Origin of the sequence: Brevundimonas sp., from assembly GCF_046295595.1 — a bacterium.
Classification (GTDB): Bacteria; Pseudomonadota; Alphaproteobacteria; order Caulobacterales; family Caulobacteraceae; genus Brevundimonas.
On record NZ_JBKBMX010000015.1, the window covers coordinates 13,625 to 29,621 of the forward strand.

Below are 15,997 nucleotides of genomic sequence, written 5' to 3' on the forward strand. Positions count from 1 at the left end.
GATCCACGCCGGCGGCCGCCGACGTCATCGACCAGCGGGGATTTCCAATGACCAGATCGATCAACACCAGCGGCGTGGGCCGCCGTCCGAACATGGCCTGGCTGATGGGCGGCTGCGCCCTCGCCGGCCTGATGAGCGCCGGCGCCGCCGCCGCCCAGGACGCCCCGGCCCCGGCCGAGGACGCGGCCCAGCTGGACGAGGTCATCGTCACCGGCAGCTATCAGCGCAGCCTCGAGCGGGCGGTCGACATCAAGCGGGAAAACGTCGGCTTCTCCGACTCCATCGTCGCCACCGACGTCGCCAACTTCCCCGAGCAGAACCTCGCCGAGGCGCTGCAGCGCATCCCCGGCGTGACCATCGAACGCAACCGCGGCCTCGGCGGCCGGGTCAGCGTCCGCGGCCTGCCGGCCGACTTCACCTTCGTCACCATCAACGACCTGGCGACCGCCTCGGGCAGCGGCGGCCGTGAAGTCGAACTCGACATCTTCGCCTCGGAAGTCATCCAGCAGGTCACGGTGCAGAAGTCGCCGCGGGCCGCCGACGAGGAAGGCGGCATCGCCGGCGCAGTCAACATCTCGACCGCGCGTCCGTTCGACTACAGCGGCCATGAACTGGTCGGCGCCGTAGAGGGCGCCTACAACTCCATCTCCGAAGAGATCGATCCCAAGGTCTCGTTCCTGGCCAGCAACACCTGGGGGGACTGGGGCGCGCTGGCGTCGTTCTCGACCGCTCGCCGGACCAACCGCACCGACTCCAACTCGGGCATCAATTTCCGCTCGCTGACCCGCTTCCTGTCGGCGAACACGGGCGTCCGCGGCGAACAGGCGATGGACGTCCTGGAGCGCGACGCCGGCATCATCGTTCAGGACCGCACCGACACCGACGAGACCGACCTCATCATCTTCCAGGACAAGGTCGGCGACCGCGCCTATCTGAACACCCAGGACCAGTGGGGCGGCACCCTGTCGCTGCAGTACCGTCCGTCGTCGACCTTCAGTCTTTCGTTCGACGCCATGCTGGGCGGCTACGACACCGTCGAGGACGAATATGACGCCGCGGCCTATTCCGCCTCGAGCCGCAGCACCCTGGAGACCATCCACGAGTACGACGACACCACCCTGGCCGACTACGGCATCGTCGTGCTGCGTGACGTCTCCTACACCGCGACCCAGCACGAGTTCCTGAGCAAGGAGCGCATCAACGAGACCGAATACGCCCAGTTCGGCGCGGAGATGGACTGGAGCGGCGACGGCTGGGAGGCGCACGCGCTGGCCGGCTACTCGGGCGCCGAGAAGACGCTGGACTACGCCAACCTGAAGCACGTCGCCTATGCGCCGTCGCGCACTCGCTGGACCGAGCGTGGCGGGGAGACGATCCCGAGCGCCAACCCGGCGACGATCGATATGTACGACGCTCCGACGAGCTATCTGTTCGAGGCGTATGAAACCACGCTGGAACAGATCTCTGACGACAAATACGCCGCCCAGGGCGACCTGACGCGCTATTTCGACCTCGAGGCCTTCCCGGCCCTGACCAGCGTCCAGGTCGGCGCCCGCTACACCGATCGCTCCAAGGAGCGCCAGTACGGCGAGCTTAAAATCCAGGGCCCCGGACCGGGCGACTCCTCGTGGGTCAACACCCGCACCCTGGCCGACAGCGAATTGACGCCGATCGCCGATCTGGTGCCCGGCGGCGCCTACAGCGCCCGCGATCTGACCTGGAGCCAGGTGTCCAACGAATACGCCCGTCAGACCTTCCGCTACGATGGCTTCTCCACGCCCTTCAACCCGGGCCAGTACTACGAAGTGTCGGAGGAGGTGCTCAGCCTCTATGCGATGGCCGACTTCAACTTCGACATCGGCCCGGTCCCGGTCGCGATCAACGGCGGCGCCCGTTACGTCGACACCTCGATCACCTCGTCGGGCTACCACCAGGTCCAGACCCCGACCGGCGGCACGACCTATACGCCGGAGCCGGTGTCGAGCGACGGCGGCTACGACAAGGTTCTGCCCAGCCTCAACATCAACGCCGAGCTGACCGACAGCCTGGTGCTGCGCGCCGCCGCCTCGGAGACCCTGATGCGTCCGGCGCTGACCGACCTGGCCTACAAGCGCACGGCCAACTGGAACTCGTTCCGCTTCACCGACGGCAACCCGAACCTCGAACCGACCTACGCCAAACAGTGGGAAGTCGGTCTGGAGCGGTACCTGGGCGGCGGTGGTCTGCTGGCGGTCTCCTACTTCTGGAAGGAAATCGAGGGCGTCGTCCGCAGCGAGCTCACCGGCGTCGTGCCGAACGTGACCAAATACAACGCCAACGGCACGATTGACGGCGTCTACGACTTCGAGGTCTACCAGCCCGTCAACGCCGAGGGCTCGTATGAGGTCAGCGGCGTCGAGCTGGTGGCCATCGTCCCGCTGGGCCTGATCTATGAGCCGCTCGAAGGCTTCGGCATCAACGCCAACTACACCCTGCTGGACAGCTCGCTGACGGGGGAGTCGGACCTCGACATCCCGACCCCGCCGGTCGGCCTGGCCGACTCGACCTACAACGTCACCCTCTATTACGAGAACGACCGCTTCCAGGCGCGCGCGTCCTACAACTTCAAGGACAAGTACGTCGAAGGCATCGGCTATGAGATGTACCCGATCTGGCGCGACGCCTATGGCCAGACTGACATCTCGCTCAGCTACAATCTGAACGACTCCATCCAGCTGAGCGTCGAGGGCATCAACATCACCGACGAGGCCACCACCGGCTACACGATGGATCCGTCGTTCCCGACGACCTACGAACTGTCGGGCCGGCGCGTGTCCTTCGGTCTGCGGGCAAGCTTCTGATCCCCGCAAGTCCCTCCTGCATGGACGCCCCCTCCTCGCGAGGGGGCGTCTTCGCATGTCCGGCGCGGCGGAAAGGGCGTCATGTCGCCTGAAGCCGTCGTCGCCGACCTGCGCCGCGAATTGATCGTCTGGTTGACCCGCAAGGGCGGCGCGGCCGCGGATGTTGAGGACGTGGTGCAGGACGCCTTTCTGCGTTTCCACCGCGCCGGCCACCAGCTGGACTCGCCGGACGCCCGGCCGCTGCTGTTCGTCATCGCCCGCAATCTGCAGCACGACCGCTGGAAGGCCGAGAGCCGCGAGTCGCGCCGGCGCACGGACGACGACGTGCACGCGCTGGACGCCGGCCCCCGGGCCCTCGCCAGCGAGGCCAGTCCGGCGGATGACCGCCTGATCCAGCGCCAGAATCTGGCCGCCGCCGCGACGGTGATCCGGGCCCTGCCGCCGCGTTGCCGCGACGCCTTCCTGCTGCACCGTTTCGAGGCCCTGACCTATCGCCAGATCGCCGCGCGGCTGGGGGTTTCGGTCAGCATGGTCGAGAAATACGTCGCAGAAGCGCTCCGCCAACTGAAAAAATCCCGGGAGCGCTGAGGTGTCGGGCCGCTGGATCGTTGTGACTTGTGAAGGGAATCGCGGCGACCGTCCGGGAGCGCCTTCGATGAGGAGATGCGAGCGCCCATGATGGACCGTCTGACGGCCCTGTTCGACCGACGGCCGCGGACGGCCGAGGACTGGCTGGCGCGCATGAGCCGGCCGGACGTCGACGCGCGCGATCAGGCCGCCTTCATGGACTGGCTGGACGCCGACCCCGCCCATCTCGACCACTATGAGGCGGCCAGGGCTGACAGCCTCGCGCTGGAGCCGCTGCGCGCGGCCTTCGCCCGCGACCTCGCCGACATCAGGCCGTGGGCCGGGCGCTCCCGCGGCGCGCCGCGCCGGCCGGCATGGCCGGTCCTGGCCGGCGGGCTGGCGACCCTCGCGACCGCCTTCGTCGCCGCCCTTCTGCTGTGGCCGACGTCGCCGTCCCGGGGCCAGCTGTTCCAGAGTCCGCCGACCGAGGTGCTCGACGTCGAGCTGGCCGACGGATCGAGAGTGACGCTGGACGCCGACTCGGCGATCCGCGTCGCCCTCGCCGACGATGTGCGACGGGTCGAGCTGGAGCGCGGCGCGGCCTATTTCGACGTGGCGCACGCCGACGCCCTGCCATTCCAGGTGACGGTGATGGAGCAGCGGGTGATTGTCACCGGCACCCGGTTCGTCACCGCCCTGACTGACGGCGGCGGCGAGGTTTCCCTGCTGGAAGGCCGGGTCTCGGTCGGGGCGCGGGACGCCGCTGACAGGGACGCCTTGGCCGGCGCCGTCGGCCTGCTGCCGGGCCAGCGACTGAGGCTGACGGCGAACGGCCCGGGCCGCCCCGAACCGGCCGATCTCGAGACGGCCACGGCGTGGCGCAAGCGGCGGCTGGTGTTCCGCGACGTCCCCCTGTCCGAGGTCGTGGCCACGGCCGGCCGTTACGCCGACCGTCCGCTGGTGATCGCCGACGGCCGCCTGAACCGGTCCCGCGTCACCGCCGTGCTGCCGCTGTCGGGGGAGGGGACGCTGGTCCAGCGGATGGACGAGCTGCTGCCGATCTCGGTCGAGGACACGCCGGACGGGCGGACCCTGATCCGCGCCGAATAGGGCCATCGCAGACCTGTCACGCCCGGACGCTAAGGGCGTGGGGTTCTCCCTGCCTCTGTCTCGACTGGGTATCGTCGCTTGAAACCGCTTGCACCATCGCTGCCGGTCGGCGTGGCGGCGGCGTTCGGCCTCGCGCTGGCCGCTGCGCCGGCGTCGGCCCAGGACGCCCAGGTGCGCGACCTCGACATTCCGGCGCAGGAAGCCTCGGCCGCCTTGGTCGAGCTGTGCCTCGTCGCCGACTGCGAGCTGGTGTTCATCGGCCCCCGGCCCGATCAGCGCACGCAGGCGGTGCGGGGACGGATGTCGTGGCGCTCGGCGGTGCGGCGAATGCTCGACGGCGCGGGCCTGCGATACCGGTTCATGGGCGCGCGCGGGGTACGGGTCTGGGCGGAGACCCGGACTCGGCCCGCCATCCTTCCTCCCATGCCGGACGCGACGCCAACCGAGCTGGAGCCGGTGGTCGTGCTGGGCCGGTTGTCCGACCAGATCGACGAGTCCGTGCGCCGCAAACGCGAGGCCGATGTGATCTCGGACGGGGTCTCGGCCGCCCGGATTGGCGAGCTGCCCGCCGCCAACCTGGCCGAGGCCCTGCAGCGCGTTCCCGGCGTCGCCATCGAGCGCGAGGTCGGGGAAGGGCAGTTCGTCAGCGTGCGCGGGCTGGGACCGCTGTTCCAGTCGGTGACGCTGAACGGCGCGCCGGTGGCCTTCAACGAGAATATCCGCAACTCGACCCAGAGCGGCCGCCAGTTTCGCTTTCGCGCCCTGTCCGCCGACCTGCTGGCCGGGGCCCGACTGACCAAGTCGTCGACGCCGGACCTGATCGACGGCGGCATCGGCGCCAATATCGACATCGAGACCGTGGGCGGCCTCGACGACGAACCCTTCCTGACCCTGCGGGCGGGCGCCGGCCTCGAACAACGCACCGGCCGCATCAGCCCGGACATGTCGCTCGCCGGCCGGCTCGTCTCGGCAGACGGAGATCGCGGGGTGGTCGCCGGCCTGGCCGAGGAAGAGCGGTCGGTGATGTACGACCGGTTCCAGATCCAGCGCTATCGCGACGTCGTCGTCGACGGCCAGACGGTGGCCGTGCCGAACGACGTGCGCACCACGCTCGAGCGCGAGGATCGCCGCCGGCGCAGCGCCTTCCTCGGCGCCGACTGGCGCGTATTGCCCGGTCTGTCGCTCGATCTCGACGCCCTGGTCTCGACCTTCGACAACGCCATTCGCGAGGACCGGCTGGTGTTCGGTCTCGGTGAACAGCTGCGGGCGGCCGGCTCGGCGATGACCGTGCGCGACGGCGTGGTGACCGCCGGGCGGATCGCGGACGGGGAGATCGACAACAACACCGAGTTTTCCGACCAGTCGCATCTGAACCTGGCCGTCTCGGCCGGGGCGGTCTGGCGGGCGGGCCCGTGGCGGATCACCCCGCGAGTCAGCGGCTCGCTGGCGCGCTCGGTGCTCGACCGGCCGTTGCAGCGCATCTCGGCTTCGTCGCCGGACGGCGTCGCCTACGCCTTCGACCTCGGCGACGCCGCCGACAGCCGTCGGGCGGCTTCGTTGTCCACCGCCTTTGATCTGCTGGACCCGACGCTGCTCGCTCTGCCGCGCCTTCATGTGCGGGCGGTGGAGTCCCGCGACGACGACATCACGGCGAGGGTCGATGCGCGGCGCTTGCTGGAGGGCGTCCCGGGCCTGTCGGCGGTTCAGTTCGGCGTCCAGCTCAGCGACCGCAGCCGCGACTATCAGCGACGCGATCGCGAGGCCTTGCTGCGGCCGGGGCTCGACATGGATGCCGCCGCCTATGCCCTGACCACGCCCGGCGATGTGTTCGCCGGCCTGCTTGCTGCGCCCCCGGGGCCGTGGATCGCCGCAGACTCCGGCTGGTTCGACGCCGCCTTCGACATACCGGGGGCGTTCGACGGGGTCTCGCCGCGCCCGGGCGACCTCACCCCAACCGGGGCCGACCTGCAGAACTCCTATGCCGTCGGTGAGCGGGTCGCGGCCGCCTTTGTCCGGCTCGACATCGCCGGGGCCCTCGCCGGGCACCCGGTCTTCGGCAATTTCGGGGTCCGGCGGGTCGAAACCTGGACCGAGGTCGACGGCTCCATTCTCGGCGTCGACGCGGCGGGGGCCGTCGAGGTCCGGCCGGAAGCCTATTCGGGATCTCATGGGGTCTGGTTGCCCAGCGCCAATCTGGCCATTGAGCTGGATCAGGACCAGCTGTTGCGGCTGGCGGTGTCGCGCTCGATCACCCGGCCCTCGCTCGCCGACCTGCGCTCGGCCACGGTGCCGGCCAGCACCCTGGTGCGGTCCATCTACGATCACGGCCAGGCGGCGATCGACGACCCCGAGCCGGGCACGATCTTCACCGGGGTCGGCGGCAACCCAACGCTCAGGCCCTACCTGTCGACCAATTACGACCTGTCGTGGGAGTGGAGCTTCCCGCGCGGCGCGCTGAGCGTGGCGGTGTTCCACAAGTCGATCGACGACTTCATCCTGACAGTCGAGGCGCCGGAACGGCTGGTGTTCGAGACCCGGGACGGCGGGCCGGTCGCCGCCGAGGTGATGATGTCGCGGCCGCGCAACGTCGGCCGCGCCCGCACCACGGGGCTGGAGCTGGGGTTCAACCATCGCCTGCCGTCGGGCCTCGGCCTGTGGGCCAGCGCCACCCTGACGGAGGCCGAAGCGACCGACCGCACCACGGGCGAGAGGCGCGATCTGGCCGGAGTGTCGGACCTGGCCTGGTCGGTGAACCCGTATTTCGAACGCGGGCCGCTGGGCCTGAACCTGTCCTGGTCGTGGCGTTCGGCCTTCGTCTCCGAGGCCGATATGCAGGGCGGCGGCATCGCCTCCTTCGTCGTCGCCCCGGCCGGCTATCTGGACGCCCAGGCGACGTGGGCGGTCGGACCCTCGGCGCAACTTGTCCTCGCCGCGACCAATCTGACCGACACCACCGACCTGGCGTGGGAGGGGGATCGCAGCCGCCTGCTGCAACTGGGCCGGGCCGGACGCGGCTTCAGCCTCGGTCTGCGCTGGAGTCTGTAGGCGGGCTGCCGCCCGCTACCACGCCATGCTGACCCCAGCGCGGCCGGCGACAACGCCGGTGCGGAAGCCCACGCCCGCGCCGACATTGAAGCTGACCCGGTCGCTGAACCGGCCGATGGCGCCGAAGCCGGCGGCGCTGGCGCCGTCGAAATGACCGAGGTTGGCCGAGAGGGCGAAGCGCTGGTCGGCCTGCAGCACCTGGGCGCCGCCCAGCGCGAGGGACATGGCGATGCCGTCGGCCTGACGCTCGAATTCCTCGCTCGTCACCCGCCACTGCTCGTCGAGCGCGGCCTCGACGCCTTCGACACGGTCGAACCACGGGTTCATATCCATGCTGGCGAGGTTGCCGCCGCTGTCGGTGGTGACGACCCAGGTCGGGCCGCTCTGGGCCTCGCGACTGGCGGCGGAGGCGATCCCGGCCAGGGTGTAGGTGTGCTGGCCGCCGCCGAGCACCACCTGGTTGGCGCGGCTGGTCCGGGCGCCCTGACCGATCGCCAGACCATTGGCGTGGGTGGCGCTGGCCCCCTGGCCGAGGGCGGTGCTGGACTGGCCGCTGGCGATCGCGCCTTGGCCCAGCGCGGTGGACAGGTCGCCTGTGGCCTCGGCGTTGCCGCCGATGGCGGTGCCGTGCTGGCCCGAGGCCAGCGTCATATAGCCGACGGCCGTGGTCGGATCGCCGGTCGCCCGCGCCCCCGCGCCGACGGCCGTGGCGCCCGGCTGGCTGGCCACCGCGCCCGCGCCGACGGCTGTGGTTCCGGCGCCCGAGGTCGTCCCCTGGGCCGCGGCGAGCCGCTGCAGCTCGGCCTGCAACGGGCCGATCATGCCTTGCAGGGCGGCCAGCTGCGCCTGCAGGGCGGCGATCTCGGCGGTCTGGTCCGCCCCCCCGGCGGGTCCGCCGCCCGCCTGCAACGTGGCGATGTCGGTGGTGTTGGTCTCGACCCGGCCGCTCAGCGCCGTCAGCGCCCCGCCGACATTGTTGTGGGAAGCGCCCAGCACAACGTAGTTCGGGGCGGTGAACACACCGGACGCGGCGCTGTAGGCCGCGCCGCCGCCGAGGCCGGCGGCCATCGCCTGGCCGTTGGCGGCCACGGTGGCGTTGGTGGCGAACAGCTGGGCCCCGGTCACCGCCTCGTCGCTGGTTCCGGAGATTTCGGCGGCGGCGACGCCGCGGAGCGTGCGCTTGCCGGCCGTCCCCTCGATGTCGACGCTGGCGCCGCCGGTCGCCGCGGCGACGTTGATCTCTTCCGTCCCCGGATCCTGGACCACCAGCCCGGCCCCGACCGCGCCGAGCTGGCCGCGCAGGTCGACGATGTCGGCCTCGGCGACGCCGACCCGGCCGCCGAGCGAGGTCACGGACGTCTCGGCGGCGCCCAGGCGGCCGTCGAGGCCGGCGGCGAACTGGTTGGTCGTGTAGAGTTGGCCGGTGTTGACCGCCTCGGTCCCGCCCGCCGTCACCGTCCCGTCGGCGAGGCCGGTCAGGCGGCGCGGTCCGGCGGTGCCGGAGATGTTCATGACCGAGCCCCCACTTGAGGCGGCCACGCTCAAGGTAAGATCGCCGGCGTCCTGCCGTACAAGGCCGATGGCGCCGCCGGACACGGAGGCCTCGAGCGCGTTGATGTCAGTCTCGGCGGTGGTCATCCGCCCGCCGAGCGAGGTCAGCGAGGTCTCGGCCGTTCCCAGACGGGTGTCGAGGCCGGTGGCGAACTGGTTGGTGTCGTAGAGCTGGCCGCCGGTGACCACCTCGGTCCCCCCGGCGACCAAGGTCCCGGCGGCGACATTGACGATCCGCCGCTCGCTGCCGACCGCGCCGACTGAGAGGGTGTTGGCGGTGTTGGCGACCGAGCCCGATCCCAGCGCGATGGCGCCGAGGGCGCTGGCGTTGCTGTTGTAGCCCAGGGCCAGACCGCTCTCGCCGCCGGCGTTCGCGCCGAAGCCGAGCGCGACGCCGCGCAGGCCGCCGGCAGCGCTGCTAGCGCCCAGGGCCAGACCGCCGACCTGGGTCACGGCGGCGTTGGCGCCGAGCGCGAGGCCATGGTTGGCGCTGGCGCTGGCGTCGTTGCCGAAGGCGATCGAATTGGCGCTTCCGGCCCCGCTGCCGAAGCCGATGGCGATGGCGTAGTTTCCGCCCGCCTCCGCGCCGGAGCCGCCGGCGAAGCTGGCGATGCCGCCGGCGACGGCGCTCGGGCCTATGGCGGTGCTCAGGCTGGCGTTCGAGAGCGCCTGGTAGCCCACGGCCACGCCATTGGAGAAGTTCGTGCGCGCGGAGTCGCCGACGGCGACGCTCGAGTCGGCGCTGGCGATCGCCACATTGCCGATCGCGATCGACCGGTCGCCGTCGGCGCCGATCCTCGCCCCGACGCCGAGGGCCATGCCGCGGTCGGCGCCGGCGTCGACATAGGCCCCGCCGCCCACGGTGTCCGAGCCGCCGATGGCGATGGCGCCGACACCCGCCGCCGTCGTTCTGGCGCCGAGGGCTACCCCGCTGAGGCCCGAGGCATCGGCCTCGGCGCCGACCGCCGTCGCCGCAGCGGCGTTGGCCAAGGCCTGATCGCCTATGGCGATGGCCTGACCCTGGTTGAGGCCTGTGACTCCAGCCTGGGCGCCCGCGCCGATGGCGATGGTGGCGTCGTTGACGATGCCGTTCAGAGCGTCGCCGCCGGCCTTCGCGGCCATGCCGATGGCGACCGACTCTATGCCCATGCCGAGCGAATCCTGGCCGACGGCCACCGAGGAGGTGCCGGCGGCCCGGGCTCCGTAGCCGGAGGCGAGCGCGCCCTCGCCATCGGCGAGGCTGGAGGCGCCGGTGGCGGTCGCGTAGAGGGCTGTGGCGCGACTCTGGTAGCCGAGCGCCATGGCCACGGCGGCCGTAGCGCTGGCGCTTCTCCCCAGGGCTATGGCGCCGACATCGCTGGCGGCGACGCCATGGCCGAGGGCGACCGAGTCCGCACCGCTGGCGGTCGCCCCCGACCCGAAGGCCGCGGCGAAGGTCCCGGTCGCTTCGCTGCCTTCGCCGACGGCGACGCTTTCCTGCGCGCTGGCCGCCGAACCGAAGCCGAGCGCCACGCTGTTGAAGCCGCTGGAGACGCTGTCCGTGCCGATGGCGACGGCGCCGGTGTTGGTGGCCTGGGCGCCGTCGATGGAACTGTTCAGGCCGCCGCCCAGGGCGATCGCATGCTCGGCGCCGGCGTGGGCGCGGGCGCCCAAGGCCGTGCCGCGCGCGCCGTCGACGCTCGCGCCGGCGCCCAGGGCCAGACCGCTGACGGCCTCAACAGCGGCCCCTGTCCCGATCGCCACGCCGTTGCTCTCGTCCACGTAGGCGGAGACGCCGAACGACAGGGCGCCGACGCCGGAGGCGGCGCTTTCGTGACCGATCGATATCGCGCTGGTCGACACCGCCTCGGCGCCCGCGCCGATGGCGATGGTGTTCTGCTGGCTCGCGAGGGCGCCGCCGAGGGCGACCGCGCCGGAGCCGCCGGCGTCGGCCCCCGAGCCGAGGGCGGTGGCGTTGACCCCGGCGGCGGTGCTGTTCAGGCCGACGGCCGTGGCGCCGGTGTTGGCGGCTTCGGCGTTGGAGCCCACGGCCGTGGCGTTCTGTTGCGTGGCGTTGGCCGAATAGCCGACCGCCGTGGATTGTCCGCCGCTGGCGGTCGCCAGAGGGCCGCAGGCGGTGGCGTTGGCGCCCGAGGCGGTCCCGCTGGAACAGGTCGCCTGCGCCGCGGCCTCGGAAGGCAGCATCGCCCAGCCGCACAGGACGGCGGCGCCCGCGCCCCCCGCGAGCAGGCCGCCACGCAGCCGCGAAGGCCGGACGCGCGTCGCGGGCGCGACCGCTCGCCGGGGTCCTGAAGCAGTCATGTCACGCAGCCCTTCCCGAGAAAGGCGGTTAATCAATATCGCTTGTCCGGCCCCCTCAACTGTAGAAAATTGGGTGTATCGGGGAGGGACGGGGATGGGTTCAGGTGACGGATGCGCCGATCCGGGCCTCGTCGTGGTCTCGCCCGCGGCGATCGCGGCGATGCGGGCCGAGCCCGGCTTCGACGAAGCCGCGCGTCTCTGCGCGCTCAGCGTCGTCGGGCTTTACCGCGACAGCGGCCTGCTGAACCTCGTCATCAACGACCAGGGACGGGTCGTGATCGGCTGGTTCACGATCTACCTGCACCTCTCGGGCGGGGAGGGGCTGACGGCGGCGCGGATCATCGCCCTGTGCCGACGCCACCGTGTCTGCAGCGCGGGGCGGGCCGCCGCCATCATCGGCCTGATGCGGGCGACGGGTTATCTCGCGCCCCTGGCCTCCAGCGATCGTCGCGAGCGGCGGCTGATCCCGACCGAGCGGCTGATGAACGGTCAGTGGGAACGCTGGCGCTGCGTACTCGAGGCCCTGGCCCATATCCGGCCCGATGCGACCCGCTATCTCGCCGCCATGGGCGACCCCGCCTTCGACCGGTCGCTGGTCAGCGATCTGTTCGATCACTACCTCGCCGGCTTCCGGCTGATCGGCGCCAATGTGCCGGAGTTGAGCCGGATCGGTCAGCGAAAGGCGGCGATCGTGATCCTGTTCAGCCTGTACGCCGCCCGACGGCGCGGCGCGGGCGGCGAGGCGGTGGCGGAGCTGTCGGTTTCGGAGCTGGCGCGGCGCTTCCACGTCTCCCGCGCCCAAGTCATCAGCGTGCTGTGCGACGCCCAGCAGCAGGGGTTGCTGCGTCGCGGCCAGGTCGAGGGCGATCCGGTGACGGTGCTGCCGCCTCTGGTCGAGGGGGTGGGCAAATTCCTCGCCTCCAGCTTCCTGCTGATGGACCACTGCTGTCGCCGCGCCCTTGAAGCCAAGGGCCCGACGAGCCCGTCGGCCCATACCTGAACAATGATCATCGGACGTAATGGGTGCATACGCACATAATTTCGTCATCATTCGCGCATGGCGCTTGACGAAGGCCCCACAGCAACCTCCAGTACCCCAACGGACCGGTCATTCATGCGGGGCCGGGCAGAGTTATCGGCTTCGCGTCGGGAGTAGTTCGTGCGGAGGAGTTCATGGCCAGACTGCGCGCGACATTTATCGCCACCGCCGCTCTACTCCTGGGCTGCGGGCCAGTGACGGCGTCCACGCCGACACTCCTTTGGCGTGATGCCAAAAAGGTCGCCGTGCTTTGCCTCGTCGCGCCGACGCGACTGTTGGACAACCGCGATCTTCAATCTGACATCTGCCGCCGCGTGGTCGCCAATGCGGCGCGCAACTCACCGCTTCCGGTGACCGAAATCGCCCATGGCGATCCTCAGGTCATCGCGTCGGACACGGTCGCGCTGCTGGTCCATGCGTCCGTCCAGGCCGGACCGGAGCCCACGCCGCTCGTCGCGTTTTCGATCCGGCCCTTCCGCGCCACGGCCGAGCAGACCGCGCAACTCTTCAGCGCCCCGCCTCGCGCCGCAGCGCTCGGCGCCGATAGCGCCGCATTGGACGCCGCCATCGATGCGGTGCTTTCCGAGACCTTGCCCTGGCGCGCCGACGAGGCGCCGTCGGGACCCCAGCCCCTCATTGAACGATAGCTTGAACAGGACACGATCATGCAGACGAACCAAAGCGCCAAGGGCCAGGTCTCGATCCACTCCGGGTCGACGTTCAATCTGGAGGCTTTCCAGAACATCCTCCCTCACACCGGCGAGGCGGGTTGCGGTTGCCCGGGCTGCGTCCAGAACCCGGATCCGGGCCCGGACATGTCCACCTCGCCCGTCGACGCCAACATCGACGGCACCGGCGGGACGGTCGCCGGCAAGCCCGTCTGGACGCTCGAGCAGGTCACCGCCAACCTGAACCGGACAGGGATTTCGTGGACCCCGGGACCCAACAACGCCGTGCCCACCAGCGGCAGCGCCGCGGTAATCAATTTCGCCTTCTTCGAAAACCAGGACGAGCTGTTCAACAACGGCTACGTCTATGAGTCCGGTGGCCAGCTCTACGCCTTCAGCGAGTATTTCAACTTCGCCGCCTTCACCGCCGAGCAGCGCGACGCGACACGTGAGGCGATCGCCGCGTGGGACGACCTGATAGCGACGACCTTCGTCGAGACCTCGGCGGACGACGGCGACATAAACTTCGGCAACTTGCTGAACGCGCCGAACACCCAGGCCTACGCCCGACTCCCGGCCGCGACCCTCACGGCGGACCCGGCTCTCAACGAACAGGTCGTCAGGATCGGCGGCGACGTCTGGATCAGCACCGCCCAAGCCAGCAATTTCCAGCTCGACGAAGGCCTGTATGGCATCCACACCCTGGTCCACGAGGCCGGCCACGCCTTGGGCCTGAGCCATCCGGGCGCGTACAATGCGGCGCCGGGTCTCAGCATCACCTACGCCGCCAATGCGGAGTACGCCCAGGACACCCGCGCCTACAGCGTGATGTCCTACTTCAATGCGTCCTCGCTCGGCGCGCGGCATTTCGACTTCAACATCTCGACCACCGTCTACGCCGCGACCCCGCTGATCCATGACATCGCCACCATCCAGGCGATCTACGGCGCCGACCCCACGACGCGGGTCGGAGACACGACCTACGGCTTCAACAGCAACGCCGGTCGTGACTCCTTCGACTTCACCGTGACGCCCGCCCCGGTCATGGCCATCTATGATGCGGGCGGCATCGATACCCTCGACGCGTCCGGCTACGACACCACCCAGCTGATCGACCTCACCCCCGGGGCCCTGAGCAGCATCGGCGGGGTCACCGCGGCCTCGGCCCCGACGTTCGAGGAGACCAATGCGAATCGCGCCGCCGCGGGTCTCCCGCCCGTGCCGCTCGCCACCTACAACGCCAATATCGCGGCCCTGACCGCCAATCCGGTCGTCGGCCGCCTCACGGACAATGTCGGCATCGCCTACGGCACGACCATCGAAAACGCCGTCGGCGGCTCCGGCGCGGATGCGATCATCGGCAACGCCGTCGACAACATCCTGACCGGCAACGCCGGTGACGATGTCATCGTGGGGCGCGAGGGGAACGACACGCTGAACGGCGGCGACGGCAATGACTCGCTGGATGGCGGCGTCGGCGTCGATCTGATGACCGGCGGGGCCGGCGACGACATCTATGTCGTGGATGAGGTCGCGGATCAGGTGGTCGAGGGCTCCGGAGCCGGGACGGATGAGGTTCGCACCTCTCTCGCCTCCTACACGCTCAAACAGAACTTCGAGAACCTCGTCGGGACGGCCTCGACCGGACAGCGTCTCACCGGCAACAGCGCCGACAACGTCATCCGGGCCGGGTCCGGCGACGACAGGCTGGAAGGCGGCGACGGCGACGACCTTCTGGATGGCGGCGCGGGCGCGGACGTCATGTACGGCGGCGATGGCGACGACACCTACGTCGTCGACAACGCCGGGGATCGCGTCAGCGAGTCCCACGGCGGACACGGCGGACATGGCGGACATGGCGGACTCGGCGCGCTCAAGGACAAGCTTCTGTGGTTGTTCGGTTCGCGCAAGGGCGGCAACGATACGGTCCTGGCCTCGATTTCCTATGCGCTGGGCGCGGAGCTGGAGAACCTCACCCTGACCGGGGAGGCCGATCTGTCCGGCACGGGCAACGGTGATGACAACATCCTCCAGGGCAATGCCGGGGCGAACGCCCTGACGGGCCTGCTGGGCGATGACAGCCTGTTTGGCGGGGCGGGCGCCGACCAACTGGACGGCGGCCTCGGCGACGATCTCCTTGATGGCGGCAGCGGCGCGGACACCATGGACGGCGGCTGGGGCGGCGACACCTATGTGGTCGACGACGCCGGCGACCTGGTCATCGAAGACGGCCTGTTCGGAACAGACACGGTCCAGGCCAGCATCTCCTATGAGCTCGGGTCGGGCCTCGAGGACCTGGTGCTGACCGGGGAGGGCGCGCTGAACGGAACCGGCAACCGCGATGACAACGTCATCACCGGCAATGCGGCGGCCAATGTGCTGCGCGGCGGCGCCGGCGACGACACCCTGATCGGCGGCGGCGGAGCGGACGTGCTGGAAGGCGGATCGGGCGACGACTTCCTGCTGGGCGGCGAGGGTGGCGACACCCTGACCGGCGGTTCGGGTCGCGACACCTTCGTGTTCGCCGCGCTGGACGATTTCGGAACCGGAACCTCGCTGGACGTCATCACCGACTTCGATCGCCGCGGCGGGGACCGGATCGACCTGAGGGATCTGGACGCCGACCTCGGTCGGTCCGGCAACCAGTCGTTCCGCTTCATCGGCGACCGGGACTTCAGCGGCCGGGCCGGCGAGCTGAGGTTCGAATTCGGCGAGGACGGCCAGTACGTCTCCGGCGATCTGAACGGCGACGGGATCGCGGACTTCCAATTCCTCGTCGAGACCAACGCGGCCCTGCGCTCCAGCGACTTCTACCTGTAGGGCGGTCTTCAGGGTCAGCCCGGCGGGTTGACCCCGGACCTGTTGTTGCCCATCCC

At 70.3% G+C, this 15,997-nt stretch carries 8 protein-coding genes; 7 read left to right on the plus strand and 1 reads right to left on the minus strand.

The window, feature by feature from the left end:
* Positions 1-47: 47 nt before the first annotated feature.
* The 4 genes from ACK4JY_RS10735 to ACK4JY_RS10750 all read left to right on the plus strand — a co-directional run bounded on the left by ACK4JY_RS10735 (position 48) and on the right by ACK4JY_RS10750 (position 7,562).
* The gene (locus tag ACK4JY_RS10735) at positions 48-2,840 is read left to right on the plus strand and encodes a TonB-dependent receptor (protein WP_409605508.1); all 2,793 of its coding nucleotides are present in this window, start codon (positions 48-50) and stop codon (positions 2,838-2,840) included.
* An 81-nt stretch (positions 2,841-2,921) separates the two neighbouring features.
* Positions 2,922-3,428, plus strand: coding sequence for an RNA polymerase sigma factor (locus tag ACK4JY_RS10740; protein ID WP_409605510.1), 507 nt, complete (start codon positions 2,922-2,924; stop codon positions 3,426-3,428).
* An 87-nt stretch (positions 3,429-3,515) separates the two neighbouring features.
* Positions 3,516-4,517 (plus strand): FecR family protein, encoded by a 1,002-nt coding sequence (locus ACK4JY_RS10745; protein WP_409605512.1) that lies wholly within the window; start codon positions 3,516-3,518, stop codon positions 4,515-4,517.
* Between the two features lie 78 nt (positions 4,518-4,595).
* Complete coding sequence (locus ACK4JY_RS10750; RefSeq protein ID WP_409605514.1) at positions 4,596-7,562, plus strand: TonB-dependent receptor; 2,967 nt, start codon at positions 4,596-4,598, stop codon at positions 7,560-7,562.
* A gap of 15 nt (positions 7,563-7,577) precedes the next feature.
* Here the strand turns inward: ACK4JY_RS10750 and ACK4JY_RS10755 are convergent, their stop codons facing one another.
* Positions 7,578-11,297, minus strand: a complete 3,720-nt coding sequence (locus ACK4JY_RS10755; protein WP_409605516.1) for a YadA family autotransporter adhesin — start codon at positions 11,295-11,297, stop codon at positions 7,578-7,580.
* Between the two features lie 211 nt (positions 11,298-11,508).
* Here ACK4JY_RS10755 and ACK4JY_RS10760 point away from each other — a divergent pair, with 211 nt between their 5' ends.
* The 3 genes from ACK4JY_RS10760 (at position 11,509) to ACK4JY_RS10770 (ending at position 15,941) form a co-directional block, all read left to right on the plus strand.
* Positions 11,509-12,414: a hypothetical protein gene (locus tag ACK4JY_RS10760; protein WP_409605518.1), complete on the plus strand. Its 906-nt coding sequence runs from the start codon at positions 11,509-11,511 to the stop codon at positions 12,412-12,414.
* Positions 12,415-12,587: 173 nt separating this feature from the next.
* Positions 12,588-13,100, plus strand: a complete 513-nt coding sequence (locus tag ACK4JY_RS10765) for a hypothetical protein (protein ID WP_409605520.1) — start codon at positions 12,588-12,590, stop codon at positions 13,098-13,100.
* Between the two features lie 18 nt (positions 13,101-13,118).
* Positions 13,119-15,941: a M10 family metallopeptidase C-terminal domain-containing protein gene (locus tag ACK4JY_RS10770; protein ID WP_409605522.1), complete on the plus strand. Its 2,823-nt coding sequence runs from the start codon at positions 13,119-13,121 to the stop codon at positions 15,939-15,941.
* The last annotated feature ends 56 nt before the right edge of the window (positions 15,942-15,997 follow it).

What these genes read in the sequence shown, in the direction of transcription:
- ACK4JY_RS10735 (WP_409605508.1), top strand. Translation starts at nt 48, where the DNA reads ATGACCAGATCGATCAACACCAGCGGCGTGGGCCGCCGTCCGAACATG.
- ACK4JY_RS10770 (WP_409605522.1), top strand. Translation starts at nt 13,119, where the DNA reads ATGCAGACGAACCAAAGCGCCAAGGGCCAGGTCTCGATCCACTCCGGG.
- ACK4JY_RS10760 (WP_409605518.1), top strand. Translation starts at nt 11,509, where the DNA reads ATGGGTTCAGGTGACGGATGCGCCGATCCGGGCCTCGTCGTGGTCTCG.
- ACK4JY_RS10765 (WP_409605520.1), top strand. Translation starts at nt 12,588, where the DNA reads ATGGCCAGACTGCGCGCGACATTTATCGCCACCGCCGCTCTACTCCTG.
- ACK4JY_RS10745 (WP_409605512.1), top strand. Translation starts at nt 3,516, where the DNA reads ATGATGGACCGTCTGACGGCCCTGTTCGACCGACGGCCGCGGACGGCC.
- ACK4JY_RS10755 (WP_409605516.1), bottom strand. Translation starts at nt 11,297, where the DNA reads ATGCTGCCTTCCGAGGCCGCGGCGCAGGCGACCTGTTCCAGCGGGACC.
- ACK4JY_RS10740 (WP_409605510.1), top strand. Translation starts at nt 2,922, where the DNA reads ATGTCGCCTGAAGCCGTCGTCGCCGACCTGCGCCGCGAATTGATCGTC.